This window comes from Rhodococcus sp. LB1 (genome assembly GCF_001583455.1).
Taxonomy (GTDB): Bacteria; Actinomycetota; Actinomycetes; order Mycobacteriales; family Mycobacteriaceae; genus Rhodococcus_F; species Rhodococcus_F opacus.
The window spans coordinates 322,872-343,299 of the sequence record NZ_LTCZ01000290.1 but is presented as its reverse complement, the minus strand read 5'-3'; the positions used below and the strand labels follow the sequence as shown (position 1 = coordinate 343,299).

At 68.9% G+C, this 20,428-nt stretch carries 18 protein-coding genes; 15 read left to right on the top strand and 3 right to left on the bottom strand.

Annotation, left to right across the window (positions count from 1 at the left end; translation table 11 throughout):
- Positions 1-26 precede the first annotated feature (26 nt).
- The 3 genes from AZG88_RS31115 to AZG88_RS31105 are packed head-to-tail and all read left to right on the top strand — an operon-like array spanning position 27 to position 4,193.
- Positions 27-1,256 (top strand): acyl-CoA dehydrogenase family protein, encoded by a 1,230-nt coding sequence (locus AZG88_RS31115; RefSeq protein WP_061041742.1) that lies wholly within the window; start codon positions 27-29, stop codon positions 1,254-1,256.
- A complete protein-coding gene (locus tag AZG88_RS31110; RefSeq protein WP_061700047.1) occupies positions 1,253-2,827 on the top strand; it encodes an acyl-CoA synthetase in 1,575 nt (524 codons plus the stop codon). The genes AZG88_RS31115 and AZG88_RS31110 overlap by 4 nt, the downstream gene beginning before the upstream one ends.
- Positions 2,828-2,840: 13 nt before the next feature.
- Entirely contained in the window at positions 2,841-4,193 is a 1,353-nt protein-coding gene (locus AZG88_RS31105) for an MFS transporter (RefSeq protein WP_061700046.1), read from the top strand.
- Positions 4,194-4,246: 53 nt separating this feature from the next.
- Here the strand turns inward: AZG88_RS31105 and AZG88_RS31100 are convergent, their stop codons facing one another.
- The 3 genes from AZG88_RS31100 to AZG88_RS31090 are packed head-to-tail and all read right to left on the bottom strand — an operon-like array spanning position 4,247 to position 7,558.
- Positions 4,247-5,731, bottom strand: a complete 1,485-nt coding sequence (locus AZG88_RS31100) for an adenylate/guanylate cyclase domain-containing protein (RefSeq protein WP_061700045.1) — start codon at positions 5,729-5,731, stop codon at positions 4,247-4,249.
- A gap of 55 nt (positions 5,732-5,786) precedes the next feature.
- Positions 5,787-6,410: a response regulator gene (locus tag AZG88_RS31095; protein WP_005248935.1), complete on the bottom strand. Its 624-nt coding sequence runs from the start codon at positions 6,408-6,410 to the stop codon at positions 5,787-5,789.
- Complete coding sequence (locus AZG88_RS31090; protein WP_197487964.1) at positions 6,407-7,558, bottom strand: sensor histidine kinase; 1,152 nt, start codon at positions 7,556-7,558, stop codon at positions 6,407-6,409. Before AZG88_RS31090 ends, AZG88_RS31095 begins: the two co-directional genes overlap by 4 nt.
- A 198-nt stretch (positions 7,559-7,756) precedes the next feature.
- On the opposite strand from AZG88_RS31090, the gene AZG88_RS31085 reads away from it, so the two are divergent.
- The 12 genes from AZG88_RS31085 to AZG88_RS31030 all read left to right on the top strand — a co-directional run bounded on the left by AZG88_RS31085 (position 7,757) and on the right by AZG88_RS31030 (position 20,411).
- On the top strand, positions 7,757-8,797 hold the full coding sequence (locus AZG88_RS31085; protein WP_061700043.1) for an ABC transporter permease: 1,041 nt from the start codon (positions 7,757-7,759) through the stop codon (positions 8,795-8,797).
- Entirely contained in the window at positions 8,794-9,504 is a 711-nt protein-coding gene (locus tag AZG88_RS31080) for an ABC transporter ATP-binding protein (RefSeq protein ID WP_061700042.1), read from the top strand. The genes AZG88_RS31085 and AZG88_RS31080 overlap by 4 nt, the downstream gene beginning before the upstream one ends.
- Before the next feature lie 129 nt (positions 9,505-9,633).
- Positions 9,634-11,016 (top strand): MFS transporter, encoded by a 1,383-nt coding sequence (locus AZG88_RS31075; RefSeq protein WP_005248931.1) that lies wholly within the window; start codon positions 9,634-9,636, stop codon positions 11,014-11,016.
- A complete protein-coding gene (locus tag AZG88_RS31070) occupies positions 11,013-12,521 on the top strand; it encodes an aldehyde dehydrogenase (protein WP_061700041.1) in 1,509 nt (502 codons plus the stop codon). The genes AZG88_RS31075 and AZG88_RS31070 overlap by 4 nt, the downstream gene beginning before the upstream one ends.
- 191 nt (positions 12,522-12,712) lie before the next feature.
- Entirely contained in the window at positions 12,713-13,642 is a 930-nt protein-coding gene (locus tag AZG88_RS31065; protein ID WP_005254764.1) for a VOC family protein, read from the top strand.
- Entirely contained in the window at positions 13,639-14,421 is a 783-nt protein-coding gene (locus AZG88_RS31060; protein WP_005248927.1) for an alpha/beta fold hydrolase, read from the top strand. Before AZG88_RS31065 ends, AZG88_RS31060 begins: the two co-directional genes overlap by 4 nt.
- Positions 14,422-14,435: 14 nt before the next feature.
- Positions 14,436-14,942: a cupin domain-containing protein gene (locus AZG88_RS31055; protein ID WP_005248926.1), complete on the top strand. Its 507-nt coding sequence runs from the start codon at positions 14,436-14,438 to the stop codon at positions 14,940-14,942.
- Positions 14,943-14,944: 2 nt separating this feature from the next.
- Positions 14,945-15,694 carry a 3-oxoacyl-ACP reductase family protein gene (locus tag AZG88_RS31050; protein ID WP_061700040.1) on the top strand — a complete coding sequence of 250 codons (750 nt, stop codon included), beginning with the start codon at positions 14,945-14,947 and terminating at the stop codon, positions 15,692-15,694.
- A 16-nt stretch (positions 15,695-15,710) separates the two neighbouring features.
- Positions 15,711-16,493 carry an SDR family oxidoreductase gene (locus tag AZG88_RS31045; RefSeq protein WP_005248924.1) on the top strand — a complete coding sequence of 261 codons (783 nt, stop codon included), beginning with the start codon at positions 15,711-15,713 and terminating at the stop codon, positions 16,491-16,493.
- Entirely contained in the window at positions 16,486-18,135 is a 1,650-nt protein-coding gene (locus AZG88_RS31040; RefSeq protein WP_005248923.1) for a thiamine pyrophosphate-binding protein, read from the top strand. The genes AZG88_RS31045 and AZG88_RS31040 overlap by 8 nt, the downstream gene beginning before the upstream one ends.
- Positions 18,132-19,262 carry an FAD-dependent monooxygenase gene (locus AZG88_RS31035; protein ID WP_061041727.1) on the top strand — a complete coding sequence of 377 codons (1,131 nt, stop codon included), beginning with the start codon at positions 18,132-18,134 and terminating at the stop codon, positions 19,260-19,262. Before AZG88_RS31040 ends, AZG88_RS31035 begins: the two co-directional genes overlap by 4 nt.
- Positions 19,263-20,411: an MBL fold metallo-hydrolase gene (locus AZG88_RS31030; protein WP_005248921.1), complete on the top strand. Its 1,149-nt coding sequence runs from the start codon at positions 19,263-19,265 to the stop codon at positions 20,409-20,411. It begins immediately after the preceding gene.
- The last annotated feature ends 17 nt before the right edge of the window (positions 20,412-20,428 follow it).

Below are 20,428 nucleotides of genomic sequence, written 5' to 3'. Positions count from 1 at the left end.
CCACCGAACAGATTGGAGCCACGGAAGTGGATTTCGACTACAGCCCGAAAGTGCTGGAACTGCAAGCGAAGCTGACGAAGTTCATGCAGGAGCGGGTGCTGCCTGCCGAGGCGATCGCCGAGGAGCAACTGGCCTCCAAGCCGGACCACTGGGGTGCGCCGCCGATCGTGGCCGACCTGAAGGCGGCCGCGAAGCGCGAGGGCCTGTGGAATCTCTTCCTGCCCGCGCGCGAGGGTGCGGGCCTGACGAACCTCGAATACGCGCCCCTGGCGGAACTCACCGGCTGGAGCCCGCTGATCGCGCCCGAGACGTTCAACTGCAACCCCCCGGACACCGGCAACATGGAATTGCTGCACCTGTACGGCACCGACGAGCAGAAGCGGGAATGGCTCGAACCCCTGCTCGCGGGCGAGTTCCGGTCGTGCTTCTCGATGACCGAACCCGACGTCGCGAGCTCGGACGCCAACAACGTCCGGTTCGAGATCGCCGAGGACGGCGACGACTGGGTGCTGACCGGCCGCAAGTGGTGGTCCACCGCGGCCCTGCGCGACGACTGCCGGGTGGCAATGGTCATGGGCGTCACCGACCCAGGCGCCCCGGTCGGCAACCGGCACAGCATCGTCCTCGTTCCCATGGACACCCCCGGTTTGACCATCGTCCGGTCCACCACGGTGCTCGGCTTCACCGACCGCCACGAGGGCGGGCACGGCGAGGTCGTCTTCGACAAGGTCCGCGTCCCCAAGGCGAACCTCCTCGGACCGCGCGGCAAGGGCTTCGCGGTCGCGCAGGCCCGCCTCGGTCCGGGGCGCATCCACCACTGCATGCGGTTGATCGGCATGGCCGAGCGGGCGATTGCGCTGATGACCGAACGCGCCCGCACCCGTGTGGCGTTCGGCAGGCCCCTCGCCGACGAGGGCGTCGTGCAGGCGACCGTCGCGGACGCGCGGATCCACCTCGACGCCGCCCGGCTGCTGGTGCTGCGGGCCGCCTGGCGGATGGACGTCGAGGGCACGAAGGCGGCCCGCCACGACATCGCCGCCGCCAAGGTGATGGTCCCGCTGACGGTCAAGCAGATCGTCGACGACGCGATGCAAGTCTTCGGCGGCGCCGGCCTGTCGCAGGACACGATCCTGCCGGTGCTGTACGCGCAGGCCCGGTTCCTGCAGATCGCCGACGGCCCCGACCAGGTGCACCGCCGCTCCCTCGCCCGCGCCGAGTTCGCCGCCACCCCGGTACTGAAAGAAGTCCGCGGGTGAACGACGACAGCACGCGCGCCCGGCAGCAGAGCATCGGCGACATTCCACGGCGTTCCGCGGCGCGTTACCCGGACAAGCTCGCAGTCGTGCACCGCGACGTCCGGCTCACGTTCGCCGAATTCGACACCCTGATCGACAGGGTCGCGGCTGCGCTGCACTCCGAGGGGCTGACGCGGGGCGACCGGCTCGCACTGTTGTCGCACAACTGCTGGCAGTACCCCGTGCTGAACTTCGCGACCGCCCGGCTCGGTGTGGTCCTCGTGCCGGTCAACTTCATGCTGACCGGCGGGGAGATCGGATACATTCTCGACGACTGCGCAGCCGACGCGTTCGTCGTCGAGGACGCCCTGGTGCCCGTTGCCGAGAAGGCACTCGCGGAATCGAAGGGAAGCGTCCGGGTGCGGGCGACGATCCCGCTCGGCGATGCGGCCACACCGGACGGCTGGCGTTCTATGGCGGACTGGGCGGACGGCGAATTCGGTTCGCCGCCCGAGGTGTTCGTGGCGGACGACGACGTGGTCCGCATCATGTACACGTCGGGCACCGAATCACGCCCCAAGGGTGCGATGCTCACCAGCCGGTCGCTGATGTGGCAGTACATCAGCTGCATCGTCACCGGCGGCATGAGCAGCGACGACGTGGAGGTGCACGCGCTGCCGCTGTACCACTGCGCTCAGCTCGACAACTTCCTCAGCACCGACATCTATCTCGGCGCGACGAGCATCATCGTCGACGGACCCGACCCGCAGGTGCTGCTCCGCACCATCGAGGCGGAGCAGGTGACCAACCTGTTCTGCCCGCCGACGGTGTGGATCTCGCTGCTGCAGTCGCAGGAATTCGAGGGCACCGACCTGAGTTCGCTGCGCAAGGGCTACTACGGGGCGTCGCCGCTGCCGGTGGAGGTCCTACGCGAAATGAACCGCCGGTTGCCGGGTATCAGGCTGTGGAACTTCTACGGGCAGACGGAAATGGCGTCACTCGCGACGGCCCTCGGGCCGGAGGATCAAGAGACGCACGGTGGTTCGGCGGGCAAACCCGCCCTCAACGTGGAGACACGCATCGTGGACGACCGGGACCTGCCGCTTCCGGCGGGCGAGGTCGGCGAGATCGTGCACCGCAGCCCGCACGCCACCGTCGGCTATCTCGGACAGCCGGAGAAGACCGCGGAAGCGTTCGCGGGCGGGTGGTTCCACTCCGGCGACCTCGGCTACCTCGACGAGGACGGATACCTGTGGGTGGTCGACCGCAAGAAGGACATGATCAAGACCGGCGGGGAGAACGTCGCTACCCGGGAGGTCGAGGAAACGCTCTACGAACTCGACGGTGTGGGTGAGGCCGCCGTGTTCGCGGTGCCGCACCCGCGGTGGATCGAGGCGGTCGCGGCAGTCGTGGTCCCCGCCGCCGGCGTCGAACTCGACGAGAAGGACGTCGTGGAGCACTGCCGCGGACGACTCGCCGGATACAAGGTGCCCAAGTACGTGATCGTCGCCGACTCCCTCCCGAAGAACCCGAGCGGCAAGATCCTCAAACGAGTTCTCCGAGACACATTCGGTTCCATTGCCCAAGACTGAGCAGGAGACCACCATGCCCACCGATTCCGACACCCGGCGCGCGGGCAAGCCCCGGGCCGCACGCGCCTCGTTCGCGGCCGCCATCTCGACCTCACTCGAGTGGTACGACTTCTTCATCTACGCGACCGCAGCCGCACTCGTCTTCAACACCACGTTCTTCGCGACCGACAGTCAGGTCGTCGCCGCCCTCAACTCGTTCGCGACGGTGGCGGTCGGCTTCATCGCCCGGCCCATCGGCGGCGTCCTCGCCGGCCACTTCGGCGACAAGGTGGGGCGCAAACCGGTACTCGTCGCGGCCATCGTGATGATGGCCGTCGCGACGTCGCTGATCGGCCTCGTCCCCAACACTCAGCTCGTCTGGCTGGCACCCACGATTCTCGTGACCCTGCGGATCTGCCAGGGCCTCGCGGTCGGAGCGCAATGGGGCGGTGCCGTCCTCCTCGCCACCGAGAACGCGCCCGCCGGACGCCGCGGGTTCTACGGCAGCTTCGCGCAGCTCGGCGTGCCCATCGGCGTCGTGCTCGGAAACGTCGTGTTCCTGGTCATCACAGCGGCATTCGACTCCGAGTCGTTTCTCGCCTGGGCGTGGCGCATCCCGTTCTGGATCAGCCTCGTGATGCTCCCCGTCGCCTTCCTCATCCACCGCTACCTGGAGGAGACCCCCGAATTCCGGGAACTGTCGAAGAAGCTGGCCGAGGCTCCGGTCGCCCGGAAGTCGCCGATCCTGCAGGTGCTGCGCAACAATCCCGGCACCGTGCTCACCGCGGCCGGCGCGAACGCCATCGGCGTCATCTTCTTCTACACGATGATCACGGGGTCCGTGCAGTTCGCCACCACGTACCTCGGGATCGAACGCTCGACCGTGCTCGGCTTCATCCTCGCCGCCTGCGTTCTGATGATTCCGCTCGTCCCGCTGGCCGGATACCTCTCCGACATCTACGGCCGGAAGCTGATCTTCGGAATCGGCACCGCCGGAATGCTGCTCTGGGGAATTCCCATGTGGCTCATGATCGGACAGTCGAGCCAGGGCACGCTGTGGCCGTTCGCGCTCGCCGTTTTCGGCGCCGTGATCGTCATGTCGTTCCAGACCGGAACGCAGGGAACGCTGTTCGCGGAACTGTTCCCGCCCGAGATCCGATTCTCCGGTGCCTCCCTCGGCTACCAGATCTCCGCCATCATCGGTGGCTTCTCGCCGATGGTCATGGTGCTGCTCATCAACGGCGACGCGTCCAACGCCTGGCGAGTCGGCGCCTTCCTCGCCGGCGCAGGAGCGATCGGGCTGCTCTGCCTCGTCGCGATCGTCCGGAAATACTCGTCGCCCGATGTCCAGCAGGCGACTGCTCGCCGGTCCACCGTGGCGGTGTGAGGTGACGTGAGTGGCAAAGTGTGCTGGCGCACGCTTTGCCACTCACCTGGGGGTCAGCGGGACAGTCGGCGCTGCCTCGCGTTGGCGGCGCCGACGAGCGCGCGCAGTGCCTGCGGTGCCCGCTTCGCGGTGCGCAGGATGGCCTGGTCGATCATGCCCAGCTTCGGCGCGAGTCGCGGAACGGTCCGGGGCGCGTGGTCCGCGTCGGTGAGGGAGTAGAGGGGCCAGCGGTCGGGAACGCCCTTGAGGTCGTGTTCCCCGGCGTCGGCGAACCGCAGTCCCGAACCCACCACGAGATCGCGCACGGTACGTGACACCAGCACTTCGCCGGCGCGGGCGGTCGCTCCGATGCGTGCGCCGATGTGGACGGTCATCCCGCTGACGTCGGGACCGTTGCGCTCGACCTGCCCCGTGTGGACGCCGGCCCGCACCTCGAGCCCGAGTTCGGCGGACCCGTCGACGACTGCCCGCGCGCAACGGACCGCGGACGCGGGGCCGTCGAAGATGCTGAAGGTGCCGTCGCCGGCGACGTTGAGGAGCCGACCGCCTGCCTTCTCGACGTCGTCGCGGACCTGCCACTCGTGCGCGGCCCGGAGGTCGCGGTAGGCGGCGTCGCCGATCCGCGCAAGCACCTCGGTGGACCCGACGACGTCCGTGAACAGTACGGATGCCAGGTACCGGCCGGCGTCGGATGCCGGGTGCCCACCGGTGGCCAACTGCTCGACGTGGTCGATGATCGGCTTCCACGCCTCCCCGAGCGACGCGCCGGGCGGCGACGGCGGCAACAGGTGGAAGCTGCCGCCCGGGATGTGGTCGGCGACGTACTGCGAGGCGGCCACCGGCACCGGACTGCCGGGGACCAGCAGCGCCCGCGCCGGGCATTGAATGGACGGCAACGTGTCGGAGTAGTCGAGCCGAAAGATCCACTCGAGGTGGGCCTGTGCGACCGCAGGTGTCGCGGAACTGCGCTCGAGCATCGCCATCAGCCGACGGTTGAACGCCGAGTCCTCCTGGGGATCCCAGAGGGGTACCGTGCTGCCCGACCCCCAGTTCTGGGCGGCTTTTCGCCACTCGTCGACGAAGTTGTCGCGTTCGGCGTCGCTCCAGCCGGAGGGGACGTGGTCACCGCCCAGGAGGCGTTCCGCGAACGGCTGGATCAGTACGACGCCGGTGACCCGTTCCGGTGAGCGGGCGGCGACGAGTGCGACGGCACCGCTCCCGCTGGCCACCCCGACCAGCACGGCCTGCCGCATCCCGACCTCGTCCATGATCGCGACGATGTCGTCGGCCTGCTGCTCGAGTGTCGGCAGGTGGTCGACCGGGTCGGACAGCCCCAGCCCCCGCTGCTGGAAGTACACCGTGCGGGCGAAGGTGCTGCCCCGTTCCATCAGGTAGTGGATCTGTGGGTCCGTCCACATGAGGTCGAGGTGCATGTTGATCTCGAACAGCCACACCACGTCGCGTTCACCCGCGCCCACCACCTGGTATGCCAGCGCATGTCCGTCCCGCTGCACGTAGCGGACGGCCGGTGGGTCCATTTCCCCAGCGTAAACGCATGTGAGTGGCAAAGTGTGCGTCCGCACACATTGCCACTCACCTGGGGATGGTGCCCAGCTCGCGGGCCCGCGCGATTGCGGAGGTCCGGGACTTGACGCCGAGTTTGCCGAAGATGTGGACGAGATGGGACTTCACGGTGGTCTCGGAGAGAAAGAGTTCCTTACCGACCTCCCGATTGGACCGCCCGGCAGCCACCAACGTCAGCACCTGGATCTCCCGTGGGCTGAGGCTGGTGGCAGGTCGGCGTACGCGCGTCATCAGTTTCGACGCCACGGCCGGGGAGAGGACGCTGTCGCCGGCCGACGCCGCGCGGACGGCGGCGAGGAGTTCGGGCGGGGGAGTGTCCTTCAGGAGATACCCGGCGGCGCCGGCCGCGACCGCATCGAGGATGTCGGCGTCCGTGTCGTAGTTGGTGACGACCAGCACGTGCGGTGGGTTCGGCAGGGACCGCAGGTTCCGGGTGGCGTCCACGCCCGAGGTGCCGGCGCCGAACCGGAGGTCCATGAGCACCAGGTCGACCGGAGTCGTCGCGCACAACGCCACGGCGGCGTCGGCGGTGGCAGCCTCGCCGACCACCTCGATGTCGTGCTCGTGCTCGAGGAGGGCGCGCAGGCCCGCGCGAACGATCGCGTGGTCGTCGGCGAGCAGCAGTCGGATCATGCGCCGACCCCGAGCGGGAACGACACCGCGACCGCGGTCAGTCCTGGTTCCGACTCCACCGACATCGACCCGTCGAGCAGCTCGACGCGTCGGCGAATCGAATTCAGCCCGAACGCTTTCGACGGTTCACGGTCGAGGAGTTCGACATCGAAGCCGACGCCGTCGTCGACGACGTCCAACCGGACTGCGTCCTCGTAGTAGGTGAGAGTGACCGCCATCCGGGATGCGTGTGCGTGCCGGACCACGTTGGACACCGCGCCCTGCGCAATCCGCACCAACGCCGCCTCGACGGGCATCGGCAATCGCACCGGCTCCCCCTCGACCACGGCAATGGTGTCGAACGTGTCGCTCCTCGCCTGCGTGCAGATCCGCGCGAGCGCGTCCACGAGTGACTGCCCGTCGAGGACGGCGGGTGTGAGATCGCCGATGAGCTGACGGGTTTCGGCGAGGCTGTCGGCGGCCGTCTCCCGCGCCAACCGGATGCGGTCCCGGGCGGGGTGGTCGGGGGCGGCGCGTTCGACGGCGTGGAGCAACATTTGAATGCTCGACAGATCCTGCGCGACGGTGTCGTGGATCTCGCGTGCGAGCCGCTCACGTTCGGCCAGGGAGCCGGCGGCACGTTCCTGCTCGGCGAGTTCGGCTCGGGTTCGGGTCAATTCGTCGATGAGGCGATCGCGCTCGACAGCCTCCCGGTACAACGCCCGGTAGCCGAGGCCGATCGCCACCGCGACGCACGCACCGATTACCGGACCGACGACACCCGCGACGCTCCAGCCACGGTGCATTCCGGTACCCACGACCGCAACGACGGTCGCGGCTGCGACCGCCAGGACTCCCCAGCGTCGCGGCAGCAGATGCAGGTACAGGAAGAACAGCCCGAACGCGAGATAGGCGGCGTCGGGGGCGAGGACCATCAGCGCCACCCACAGAGCCGTCAGCGCTGCGAGCCACCACGTCCCGCGCAGACGACGCGTCGCTCCCGCCGCGTACACCGCGAGAAACGCCACCGACAGCACCACGATCGCCGGTGCCTGTGGTGCGTCCGGAAGGACGGCGCGCAAGATCACGACTGCAGTGAGCGCCGCGATCAGCGCATGCAGTCCCAGTTGGAGTCCCGCGAACACGGGCGTGAGAGGGGAGCGGTGCACTCCGCCCAGCTTATCGACGCGAGCGCACCCGGCATCCATCGAAAGTCGGAACGCGCACCCGACCTTCGACCACCGAGAATTCCACCCCACGTGCGATGGAACCGTGTCGTGTCCGGGGCAGGGTGAGTTCGGAGGCCGTGAGCGCCGCCCCGGCCCGCATCGACTGCGGCGCCGGTCGTGATCTGGAGAGGACCACCTGTGTTCGTCGCATCGAGAGACCTGCGTGCCGCGCGTGGTCGCTTCGCGCTGATATCCGTCGTCGTGGTGCTGATTGCGCTGCTCGTCACGTTTCTCAGCGGTCTCACGGCCGGACTGCGTCATCAGAACGTGTCCGTCGTGGAGCGCATCGACGCGGAGTCGGTGGTCTTCGCCGCCTCCGACGACGGTCCGTCGTTCGACGAGTCCGTGCTGACGTCCGAGCAGGTGGCCGTCTGGCGGCGGAGCGCCGACTCGGTGCGGCCGATCGGCGTCGGACGAGGCTCGGCGTCGGCAGTAGGAGGTGCGGCGAAGGGGGTGGCACTGGTCGGCGCGGACGGCGGTGTGGGCGACCGTGCACCGTCCGCGCCGGGAACCGTGATCCTCGGGGCCGGCGCGGCGCGATCCCTCGGCGTCGTCGCCGGCGACAGGGTCACAGTCGGCGATTCCACGTTCGCCGTGACCGCGGTCCGCGGCGACGACTGGTACGGCCACAGCCCGGCCGTGTGGATGACGCTCGCCGACTGGCAGCACGCGAACCCGCGCGGGGGTGCGGCGACGGTGCTCGCGGTGTCCGGCGGGGACGACGCCACGAACGCCGCCGCGGGGACGACCTCCCGAAGTGTGGCCGACTCCTTCTCCGCCATCGGCTCCTATACCTCCGAGAACGGGTCGCTGACGTTGATGACGGTGATGCTGTTCGCGATCTCCGCACTGGTGATCGGCGCGTTCTTCACGGTGTGGACCCTGCAGCGCACCCCCGATGTCGCGACGTTGAAGGCGCTCGGCGCGTCCACCGGGTCGCTCGTGCGGGACGCGCTCGGGCAGGCGCTCGTCGTCCTGCTCGCCGGCGTGGGTGTCGGTGTCGGGACGGCGGCGGTGGCCGGGTCGATGATCGGCGACGCCGTGCCGTTCGTGCTCGACATCTCCACCACTGTCCTGCCCGCCACCGCCCTCGTCGGGCTGGGCCTCCTCGGCGCCGCGTTCGCGCTCCGCTTCCTGTTCACCACCGACCCCCTCACCGCCCTCGGGAGCACACGATGACCACCCCCGCCCTCACCCTCGACGACGTCACCCTCACCTACCCCGACGGCGCGGGACGCGTCACCGCCCTCGACTCGGTGTCGCTGACCCTCGGCCGGGGTGAGATCGCCGCGATCACCGGTCCGTCCGGTTCCGGAAAGTCGACGCTCCTCGCGGTGGCGTCGACACTGATCCGGCCCGACTCGGGCTCCGTCCGGCTGGGCGCCACCGAACTCACCGCGCTGAGCCGGCGGGAGGCGTCCACGCTGCGCCGCGACCGGATCGGCATCGTGTTCCAGCAGTCCAATCTGGTGTCGTCGTTGACGGCCCTCGAACAACTGGAGGTGATGGCGCATCTCGGGCAGCGGATGTTCGTACCGCGGCGGGCAGGGCGCGCGAAGGCTCGCGACCTGCTCGACGCCGTCGGCCTCGCAGACCACGCCGGGAAGAGGCCCGCGCAGTTGTCGGGTGGGCAGCGGCAGCGGGTCAACCTGGCCCGGGCGCTGATGAACGATCCGTCGCTGCTGGTCGTCGACGAGCCGACCAGCGCGCTCGACCAGGAACGGGGCGCCGCGATCATGGATCTGCTCCTCGGTGTCGTGCGAGAGCGCGAGGTCGCGACGCTGCTGGTGACACACGACCACACGCATCTGTGCAGAATGGATGCAGTCCACCGCGTAGTCGACGGCTCTCTCACCCGTGAGCACTTGTTAACCGCGGAAGGTTAATAAGTACGCACAGGTGTGAATAACATGTTTCTTCCAAAGTCAAGGGTTGACGTTTCTCATGTGCGTGAGATTACATCTTAGTGGTAAGCCTTTGAGGGCTTAAGTAAATGCCTCGACCCGACCCTGAGGATGCTCATGACGACGGTATCGCCCGCCATGGCTGCCACAGCTGAGATGATCAGCGCCCGACTCGAACGCCTGCCGATGAGCAGGTGGCACATCAAGGCCCGCGTCATCGTCGGCGCCGTCACGTTCTTCGACGGCTTCGACCAGTTGATGATCGCGTACTCCCTCCCCGTCCTCATCCCCAAGTGGGGCCTGACCCCCGGCGACATCGCCTGGGTGATCGCCATCGGCGGCATCGGCATGCTCGTCGGCGCCCTCGCCGGCGGCTGGTTCGCCGACCGCGTCGGCCGGCTCAACGTCATCATTTTCTCGCTCGCGCTCTACGCTGTGATGAGCCTCGGCATGGCGTTCACCGACAGCCTGATGCTCTTCCTCGTCTTCCGATTCGTGCAGGGTATCGGCCTCGGCGCCGAGGTCCCGGTCGCGGCGAGCTACATCGGCGAGATCACCAAAGCCCACAAGCGCGGACGATTCGTGCTGCTCTACGAGGTGATCTTCCCGATCGGGCTCGTAATGTCGGCGATCGTGTCGGCGTGGGTGGTCCCGAACTACGGCTACAAGATCCTGTTCGCGCTCGGTGCGCTGCCCGTCGTGCTCCTGCCGCTGCTGTGGAAGCTGCCCGAGTCTCCGCGCTGGCTCGCGTCCCGCGGCCGCTACGAAGACGCGCACAATGCCATGACCCGCATCGAGAACGAGATCACCGAGAAGTACGGCAAGACGCTGCCGGCTCCGCAGCCGCTGCCCGCCGTCGCCGTCGACACCCGCCGCGGAACGTTCGCGGAGGCCTTCCGGGGCATCTACCTGCGTCGCACACTCATGCTCGCGGCCATCTGGGGCTGCGCCTACTTCGTCAACTACGGCATCGCGTCGTGGCTGCCGACGCTGTACCGATCCGCATTCGACGTCAGCGTCGACACCGCCCTGCACTACAGCATCGTCACCAGCGTCGCCGGCCTGATCGGCTGCATCCTCGTCGCGTTCCTCATCGACAACCTCGGTCGCCGCATCTGCATCACCGCGTCGATGGTCCTGTGCTCGTCGCTGCTGTTCCTGCTCGCCGCCTCCGGCGCCGACACCGCGACGAAGGTCCTGTTCTGGTCGGCCGGATCCGCCCTGTTCGTCTTCGCGGTCAACATGGCGCTCTACGTTTACACCGCGGAGCTGTACCCGACCCGGATGCGAGCCATCGGCTGCGCGATCGGCGGAGCGAGCGGACGCCTCGGCATCATCGTCGGCCCCCTCGCCGTCGGCGCCATCCTCGACGGGGGCGGCACGCTCACCGTCGTCTTCGGAATGTTTGCCGCGGTCGCAATGATCGGTGCCCTCGTGGTCGGCTTCTTCGCCGTCGAAACCCGCGAAAAGACCCTCGAGGAGATCTCCCAGTGACCATCCTCGACACCGCACCACAGACACTGCCGTTCGTCCCGGTCGCCGACCGGATCCTCGTCGCCGGACAGTGGCGGCAGGCGGACGGACCCGCCTTCGCGGTCACGGACCCGTCGAACGGCGAGACCCTGCAGGTGATCCACCAGGCCACCGCCGACGACGCCGACGAGGCGGTCCGCAAGGGCCGCGCCGCCGCCGACGACCCGGCGTGGCGCGCGCTGCTCCCACACCAGCGGGCGAAGTACCTGCACCGCATCGCCGACGCCATCGAGGCGAACACGTCCCGGCTCGCGCTGCTGCAGAGCTACAACACCGGCAAGACGGTCGCCGAGACCACGGCACTCGTCGGCAGCGCGGCGGGCACGTTCCGCTACTTCGCCGCCGTCCTCGAAACCGCGGACGACGACCTCACCACCCCGCGCGGCAACTTCCTCACGATGAGCGTTCTCGAGCCCATCGGCGTGGTCGGCGCCATCGCACCGTGGAACTCGCCGGTGGCCAGCGACGCGCAGAAGATCGCCCCCGCCCTGGCGGCAGGCAACGCCGTCGTCCTCAAGCCCGCCGAGTGGACGCCGCTGGTGTCGCTGGAACTGGCGCGGCTCATCGACCAGACCGGATTGCCGAAGGGCCTGCTGTCGGTGCTGCCGGGCAAGGGCTCGGTGGTCGGCGACGCCATCGTCACCCACCCCGACGTCGGGAAGGTGACGTTCACCGGCGGCACCAACACCGGACGGTCCATCGCCCACGCGGCGGCCGACAAGCTGATGCCCGTGTCGCTCGAACTCGGTGGCAAGTCGCCGACGATCGTGCTGGACGACGCCGACCTCGACGCCGCCGTGAACGGCGTCATGTACGGGATCTTCTCGTCCACCGGGCAGAGCTGCATCGCCGGATCCCGGCTGTTCGTCGACCGCCGCATCTACGACGAATTCCTCGAGAAGCTGGTGGCCAAGACGCAGCGACTGCGACTCGGACCCGGCCGCGACCCCGACACCCAGGTCGGGCCGATGGTCCACCGCAAGCACCGCGACAGCGTCGCCGCATACGTCGACCTCGCTCGCGAAGAGGGCGGACGAGTGCTGTGCGGCGGGGCGATCCCCGACGACGAACGGCTCCGCGACGGCGCGTACTACCTGCCGACGATCATCGACGGGCTCCCCAACGATTCACGCACCTGCCAGGAGGAGATCTTCGGACCCGTCCTCGTGGTCCTGCCGTTCGACGGCGACGCGGATCTGGTTGCACAGGCCAATGATTCGGTATTCGGTCTGGCATCGGGAATCTGGACGGGCGACTACCGCCGCGCCTGGAAACTCGCCCGCCGACTCCAGGCCGGCACCGTGTGGATCAACACCTACAAGCAGTTCAGCATCTCGACGCCGTTCGGTGGCGTCAAGGAGAGCGGGCTCGGGGTGGAGAAGGGGCGCAGCGGTATCGCCGCCTACTCGCGGCAGAAGAGCATCTACTGGGGCCTCGACGAGGAACCCAACCCCTGGGCAAATTGAGCGACCCGCTCGTGGGCAAACTGAAGCTTGCTCGCCGAATGTCACACGGGTTCCGTCTGAGTGAACCACGGTCACATCGGCCCACGGGGAAGCTGAAGTAATAGGTCGTCCGGAAAGAAATTCCCGTCAGCTCTGTACGACCTATTACTTTAGCGCTAAGATATTGAGACCTAAGCAACTGGAGGCATGCGATGAACCAACCCATAGCCCGGCTGCGGTGCCTGCGCTCCGTCGAACTGCGCACACAGGCCAGCATCGAATCCACCGACTTCTACTCGGAGGTGTGGGGACTGCGCGTGGTCGAGCAGGGCACGGACGGTGCCTGGCTGCGGGGAACCGGTGAGCACCACCACGCGCTGCAACTCACGCAGGCCGAGCGGAACGGACTCGGCCGCATCACGTTCGCCGTCGCCACGCCGGCCGAGGTCGACGAGGCCGCCCGCCGACTCGAACTCCGCGGCGTCCCGATCGTCAGCGGCCCGGGGCCGGTCGACGATCTCGGCGGCGGCTACGGCGTCAGCCTGGTCGACCCCGAGGGCCGCGTCGTCGAACTGCTCGCCGACGCGCTCGCGGTCCCGAAGCTCGGCCGCGAGGACGCCGTCCCGGTAGGCGTCACGCACGTCGTCCTCAACACCGTCGACATCGACGCCGCGGTGACGTTCTACTGCGACGTCCTGGGCATGCGGGTCTCCGACTGGTCCGAGCACCAGATGGCGTTCCTGCGCTGCAACACCGACCATCACAGCATCGCGTTCAACCAGGCCGAGTGGACGTCGGTGAATCACGTCGCCTACGAGATGCCCACCGTCGACCACTTCATGCGCGGCATCGGCCGGTTGCGTCACCACGGCACCGTGCCGCTGTGGGGTCCGGGCAAGCACGGCCCCGGCGACAACACGTTCTCGTACTTCGCCGACCCGGCAGGGCTGGTGTGCGAGTACACGTCCGGCATCGCACAGGTCGACGAGGACCGGTGGCTGTGCAAGGTCTGGCGCCGGGTTCCCGAACTCTCCGACCTGTGGGGCACCGCGGGCCCGCCGTCCAAGCAGGTCCGCGACCACATGGCCGGCATCCCCGACCCCGGAGCGTTCGAGCGGTTCGACCTCGGGCGGGCGTCGTGACGCACGTCGTCGAATCCGGTTCCGGCCCCGCGCTGCTCCTGCTGCACGGGATCGGTGGCAGCGCAGACAGTTTCGTGCCACAGTTCGACGAACTGTCGTCGTCGCTGCGACTGCTGGCCTGGGACGCTCCCGGCTACGGCCGCAGCGAAGACCCGGGCCGTCCGTTCGACCTCGACGACTACGCCGACGCCGCCGCCGACGTGATCCGCGACCGTTGCGGTGACGCGGGAGCGCACGTCCTGGGAATGTCGTGGGGCGGCGTGATCGCCACCCGGCTGGCGCTGCGCCACCCCGGGCTCGTGCGGAGTCTGCTGCTCGGCAGTTCCACCGTCGGCTCGGGAGCGGACGGCGACGCCGCCGGCCGGATGCGCGCCCGGGCCGCAACGCTCGAGCAGGAAGGGGCGGAAGCCTTTGCCGCCGAACGGGCCCCGCGGTTACTGTCCGGGACCGCCTGCGACGAAGTGACCGCGCAGGCCACGGCGATCATGGCGTCGTCGATCCGGCTGCCCGGCTACGGGTACGCCGCCGAGTCGATGGCGGCCACCGATCACACGGCCGATCTGCCGAAGATCGACATCCCCACGCTCGTCCTCGGCGGAGACGAGGACGGGGTGACCGGCGTTCCCGCGAGTCAGGTTCTCGCCGGGGGAATTCCGGGCGCCGTGTTCGTCACCATCCGGGGTGCCGGACACCTCGCGAACCAGGAGCGGCCGGAGGCCTTCAACGCCTGGGTCGAATCCTTCATCCACATCACCGAACGCCTACGCAACCACCTCTAGAGAAGGAGCACGACATGACACTCGAATACGGCACCGCCGATCTGAAGGAATTCACCGACTCGCTGATCCTCACCCGTGGCTCCCGCCACGAGGACTGGGACACCCTGGGCTTCCAGGCCAAGGCCGGCGACCAGTTCAAGCGCGCGCAGATCCGCTACGTCGGCTCCGGCGCGACGGGTAACCACGAGAACGACAACCGCACCATCGTCTCGCGCGGATTCACGTTCTCCAACATGCTGCTTCCCCCCGGCGCCGAGGGCCCGGAGCACACCCACCACGACGCCGAGGAAGCCTTCTTCGTCCTCGAGGGCGAGGTGGAGGTCGGCGTCCACCGCGACGGCCAGGTGGAGAAGCGCACCCTCGGTTACCGCGACATGATCGTCGTCCCGGCCGGAGTTCCGCGCAGCCTGAAGAACAACGGCGACAAGGACGCTCTGTTCTGCGTCATCATCGGCGCGCAGAAGCCGCAGATCCCGACGTACCCCGAGACGTCGGCCATGCACGGCGTGACGCGGGACTGACCATGAGTCTCGACGGCCGCAGCATTCTCGTCACCGGGGCGGGGCGGGGTCTCGGCCTCGCCCTGGCCCGCCGGCTCGGCGAGGACGGCGCCACCCTGTGGCTCGCCGACATCCGCGAGGACTGGGGCGAGGACGCGGCGGCAAGCCTGCGCGCCGACGGGGTCAAGGCACAGTTCGTCCGGGTCGATCTCCGCGACGCGGAGTCCGTCGACGCGATGGCGGCCACCGTCACCGCCGGCGGCCCGCTGTACGGCCTCGTCAACAACGCGGCCCTCGCGGACGGCGTGGGCGGCAAACCGATTCACGAACTCGACATCGACGAGTGGGACCGTGTGCTGGGCGTCAACCTGCGCGGCACGTTCCTCGTGAGCAGGGTGATCGTTCCCTCCATCATCGGGAACGGAGGCGGACGAGTCGTCACCATCGGCTCCGACGCCGCCCTGTACGGTTCGCCGCGTCTCGCGCACTACATCGCCTCCAAGGGCGGGGTGGCCGCGCTGACCCGCGCCATGTCCCGTGACCTCGGCCCGTACGGCATCACCGTCAACACCGTCTCGCCCGGTCTGACCGAAAGCGAATCGGCGCAGAAGGTTCCGGAGCACCGGCACGAGCTGTACCGCCTCAATCGCGCGCTGGAGCGGCCGCAGCAGCCGTCGGATCTCGTCGGCGCCGTCGCGTTCCTGATGGGACCCGAGGCCTCGTACATCACCGGCCAGCAACTCGTCGTCAACGGCGGATTCGTCCTGCACTAGAGAAGGGGACCACGTCGTGGACCTGCAACTGAAAGACCGCACCCACCTGGTGACCGGCGGAAGCTCGGGAGTCGGGCTCGCCACCGTCGCGATGCTGCTCGAGGAGGGTGCCAACGTCGTCACCTGCGCGCGCGACCGCGACCGGCTCGACTCCGTGATCGCGCCGCTGCCCGGCAGCGACCGCGTCCTCACCGCGTCCTGCGACGTCCGGGACCCAGCCGCGGTCGCCGCGTTGGTCGACGCCGGTGTCGCCCGATTCGGCGGCCTCGACGGTCTGGTCAACAACGCAGGCAAGTCCCGCATGGTCCCGCGCGGCGAGGCGACCCTCGACGACTGGCGCGACGAACTCGACCTCAAGTTCTCCAGCGTCCTCAACACCGTCGAGGCCGCCCTGCCGCTGCTGCGCAAGTCCGACGCCGCGTCCATCGTCAACATCTCGGCGGTGCTCGCACGTCAGCCCGAGCCGCGGCTGGTCACCACCAGCGCCGCCCGGGCCGGGCTGCTGAACCTCAGCAAGTCGCTGTCGCTCGAACTCGCCGCCGACGGCATCCGCGTCAACTCGGTGTCGCTCGGACTGGTCGACACCGGCCAGTGGCGGCGCCGCTACGAGGAATCCGGCACCGACGCCACATTCGCCGAATGGGAGGCGGAGATCGCCCAGGACCGCGGCATCGGCCTCGGCCGGTTCGGCCGCGCCGACGAGGTGGCCACCATGATCGTGACCCTGCTGTCCCCCCGCTCGTCCTACGTGACGGGCACCAGCCTCGACGTCTGCGGAGGCGTCGCACGCTATGTCTGAGAGGAACACCATGTCTGTGGGTAATGGGGGCGACCTGCTCGTCCAGGTGCTGCGCGAGGCCGGTGTCGACACCGTCTTCGGCATCGTGAGCGTCCACAACCAGCCCCTGGTGCAGGCGGTCAGCAAGCACCTGCGGTTCGTGCCGGTCCGGCACGAGGCCACCGCGGTCAGTGCCGCCGACGGGTACGCCCGGGCCACCGGCGGACTCGGCTGCGCTCTCACGAGTACCGGCACCGGTGCCGGCAACGCGGCCGGGTCGCTGATCGAATCGCTCAGTGCCGGAACGTCGGTGCTGCACGTGACGGGCAACGTCGAGAGCCGGTACCTCGGCTCGGGTCGCGGGTTCATCCACGAGACCAAGGATCAGCTGGGGATGCTGACGGCGACGTCGAAGCACGCCGCCACCATCCTCGACACCGACAGCGCCGGAAAGGTGTTGCGGGAAGGCGTCGCCGCCGCCCTCGCCGCGCCCGGCGGCCCGTCGAGCATCGAATGGCCGATCGACCTCCAGTACGCGGAGCACGTCATCGACGTCGTCGAGCCGGTGTCGGAGTCGCCGCGCACGCCGGACGCCGACGAGTTGGCCGTCGCCTTCGCCCTGCTGCGGTCGGCGGAACGCCCGGTGATCTGGGCGGGCGGCGGTGTCGCCACGGCCGGTGCCGAGCTGACCGAACTGGTGGAGCAGTGGGGAGTCCCGTTGCTCACCAGCAACTCCGGGCGCGGCGCCGTACCCGAGGACCATCCGCTGTGCATCGGCAACTACGGCAACACCCCCGCGGGACGCGAGCTCCTCCGGGACGCCGACCTGCTGCTGTCGCTGGGCACCCACTTCCGGTCCAACGAGACCGGCGACTACTCCATGCCCGTCCCCGCCGTGCACGTGCAGGTGGACATCGACGCGGCCGCGCTCGGACGTGTGTACCCGGCGCAGGCCGGGGTCACCGCCGACATCGCCACGTTCCTCCGGCAGCTGTCCGGGCCCGCGCCCGTCGACGCCGCCTGGACCGAACGTGCCCGCGCCACCCGCGAACTCGTCCGCAGCAAGCAGCGCGCCGGACTCGGCGATCACGCCGTGCTGTGCGACGCCGTGCGTGCCGCGTTCCCGCAGGATTCCGTCATCGCCCGCGACGTCACCATCGCGTCGAGTTCCTGGGGCAACCGGCTGCTGCCGATGTTCGACCCCAAGTCCAACGTCTTCCCCCGCGGCGGCGGCATCGGGCAGGGCCTGGGCATGGCCATCGGTTCCGCACTGGCCGACGAGACCCGTCCCACCCTGGCCCTCGTCGGCGACGGCGGCCTGGCCGTCCACTTCGGCGAGATCCTGACCATGGCGCAGGAGAAGCCGTGGCTGGTGCTGCTCGTGTTCAACGACGGCGGCTACGGTGTGCTGCGCAACATGCAGAAGGGCGGCGGCGAAGACACCTACGCCGTCGACCTCGTCACCCCCGACTTCCCGCTGCTGGCGCAGTCCATCGGCGTGCCGTACCTGCGGATCGGTGGCGCCGCCGAGGCCCACGAGGTGCTCGCCGACGCGGTGTCGCGGCAGGCGCCGGTGATCGTCGAGGTCGATCTCGCCGCCTACGGCGACATGCCGGCACCGTTCACGCCGCCCGTCACGGTGCCCGGAAAGGCTGCACAGTGACCACGGTCGCCGTCTGCGGCGGCGGCATCGGCGGACTCGCCACGGCGATCGCCCTCCGCAAGTTCGGTCTCGACGTCACGGTCTACGAGCAGACGAGGCAGTTCGCCCGCGTCGGCGCCGACATCAACCTCACCCCCAACGCGGTCCGGGCTCTCGACGGACTCGGCATCGGCCCGGCGATCCGCGAATCGGCCGCCCGGCCGCAGTTCCGGATCAGCCGCACGTGGGACACGGGAGCCGAAACGTCCCGGCTGCCGATGGGGGACAGCGCGGAACAGCACTACGGTGCACCGCAGTTGACCATGCACCGGGGCGACCTCATGACCGCGCTCGAGAACCGGCTGCCGTCGGGTGTCGTCGAAATGGGTCGCCGGGTCAGCGGCGTCGCCGACGGCCGCATCGAGTTCACCGACGGCAGTACGGCTTCCGCTGACGTGATCGTCGGCGCCGACGGCATCCACTCCGCGGTCCGGACCGCTCTCCTCGGGCGGGAACAGCCGACGTTCACCGGGGTTGTGGCGTTCCGCGCCGTCGTCCCCACCGAACGCGTCGGCGAGTTGCCGAACCTCGACTGCTTCACCAAGTGGTGGGGGCCGAATCCGTCGACTCAGATCGTGACGTTCCCCCTCAACCAGGGCAAGGACATCTTCGTCTTCGCCACCTGCGGCCAGGAGGAGTGGACCGAGGAATCGTGGACCACACCCGGCTCCGTCACCGAACTGCGTGAGCTGTACCGCGACTTCCACCCCGAGGCACGAGCCCTGCTCGACGCCTGCGACGACGTCCTGAAATCAGCTCTCTACGTTCGCGACCCGCTGGCATCGTGGACCGACGGGCGCGCCGTGCTCCTCGGCGACGCGGCACATCCGATGATGCCGTTCATGGCGCAGGGCGCCGGCATGGCCATCGAAGACGCCGTCGTCCTGTCCCGCTGCCTGAGCCTGTTCGACGACCCTGCCGTCGCGCTGCAGACCTACCAGGAGACGCGACTGCAGCGGACCTCGCGCATCCAGCGCGGCTCCCGGTCCAACGAGTGGCTGAAGGTCGCAGGCAACGGCGACTGGGTCTACGAATACGACGCCTGGCACGTGCCGCTGGAGTTGGCCGCGGCCCGAACGGACGCATAAATGGAACCTGTCGGCCGACACGCATTGTCGAGGCGGCGTGCGCTGGCCCTGCTGGGTTCCGCCGCCACTGCCGTCGCCGCGACGAGCTGCGCGTCCCACACCTCGGACGCGCAGCCGAGTGGTGCGACGCCACCGGACGCCTACGAGTTGTCCGGTGACGTCGACGGCTACGCAACCACGCTGATCCTGCTCGGCACGGCGGCCGGACCCATCGCCGTGCCGGGGCGGAGCGGCACGTCCAGTGTGCTCGTCGTCGGCGACCGACCGTATCTGATCGACGCGGGTCCCTGGTCGAGCCGAAAGCTGATCCAGGCCGGTATCGCCGCGGATTCGCTCGGCGGCGTCTTCGTCACGCACATGCACAGCGATCACATCGCCGATCTGTTCAACGTCTTCTGGCTGCCGGGCGGGACACCGTCCTACACATTCCGCAACGTGGTGCCGGTGTACGGCCCGGGCTCGGCGGGCAGACTGTCGGCACCGCGTGGCGGCCAGAGTATTCCGATCCAGAGTCCGGCATCGCCGGCGCCCGGACTCACCGATCTGTTCGCGGGCGTACTCGACGCATTCGCCTACGACATCAACATCCGCAACGTCGAAAAGGGCGCCCAGTCCGACTACGGGCGGCGGTTGTCGCTGCACGATGTACTGCCACCGGAGTCGGCGGGTGCGTCCGCCGACAACACGGCGCCGGAGATGGAGCCGTTCCCGGTGTTCGAAGACGACCGGATCCGGGTCACCGCGACACTGGTTCCGCACGGCCCGGTCTACCCCTCGCTGGCGTACCGGTTCGACACGGAGGACGGTGCGGTCACGTTCTCCGGCGACACCGCGAAGTCGCCGAACGTGGTTCGACTCGCCCGAGGATCCGACATCCTCGTCCACGAGGTGATCGACGTCGACTTCTACGCTCAGGCTTCGGGTCCCGCACTGGTCGAGCACATGATTCAGGCGCACACCACCGCGCAGGACGTCGGGCGCGTCGCCACGGACGCGGATGTCCGTCAGGTGGTGCTCTCCCACATCGGTCCGGGCGACCCCCGGCAGGTCACCGACGACCAGTGGGAACGAGGCGTGAAGTCCACGTTCGCCGGCACCGTGACCGTCGGGCACGATCTCGTCCGGATCGGCGTCGGGCAACGACGGTAGCGCCATCGCGGACCGGC

Coding starts and splice junctions, on each gene's coding strand:
- AZG88_RS31075 (WP_005248931.1), top strand. CDS start 9,634: ATGCTCATGACGACGGTATCGCCCGCCATGGCTGCCACAGCTGAGATG.
- AZG88_RS31055 (WP_005248926.1), top strand. CDS start 14,436: ATGACACTCGAATACGGCACCGCCGATCTGAAGGAATTCACCGACTCG.
- AZG88_RS31105 (WP_061700046.1), top strand. CDS start 2,841: ATGCCCACCGATTCCGACACCCGGCGCGCGGGCAAGCCCCGGGCCGCA.
- AZG88_RS31040 (WP_005248923.1), top strand. CDS start 16,486: ATGTCTGAGAGGAACACCATGTCTGTGGGTAATGGGGGCGACCTGCTC.
- AZG88_RS31095 (WP_005248935.1), bottom strand. CDS start 6,410: ATGATCCGACTGCTGCTCGCCGACGACCACGCGATCGTTCGCGCGGGC.
- AZG88_RS31080 (WP_061700042.1), top strand. CDS start 8,794: ATGACCACCCCCGCCCTCACCCTCGACGACGTCACCCTCACCTACCCC.
- AZG88_RS31050 (WP_061700040.1), top strand. CDS start 14,945: ATGAGTCTCGACGGCCGCAGCATTCTCGTCACCGGGGCGGGGCGGGGT.
- AZG88_RS31065 (WP_005254764.1), top strand. CDS start 12,713: ATGAACCAACCCATAGCCCGGCTGCGGTGCCTGCGCTCCGTCGAACTG.
- AZG88_RS31100 (WP_061700045.1), bottom strand. CDS start 5,731: ATGGACCCACCGGCCGTCCGCTACGTGCAGCGGGACGGACATGCGCTG.
- AZG88_RS31030 (WP_005248921.1), top strand. CDS start 19,263: ATGGAACCTGTCGGCCGACACGCATTGTCGAGGCGGCGTGCGCTGGCC.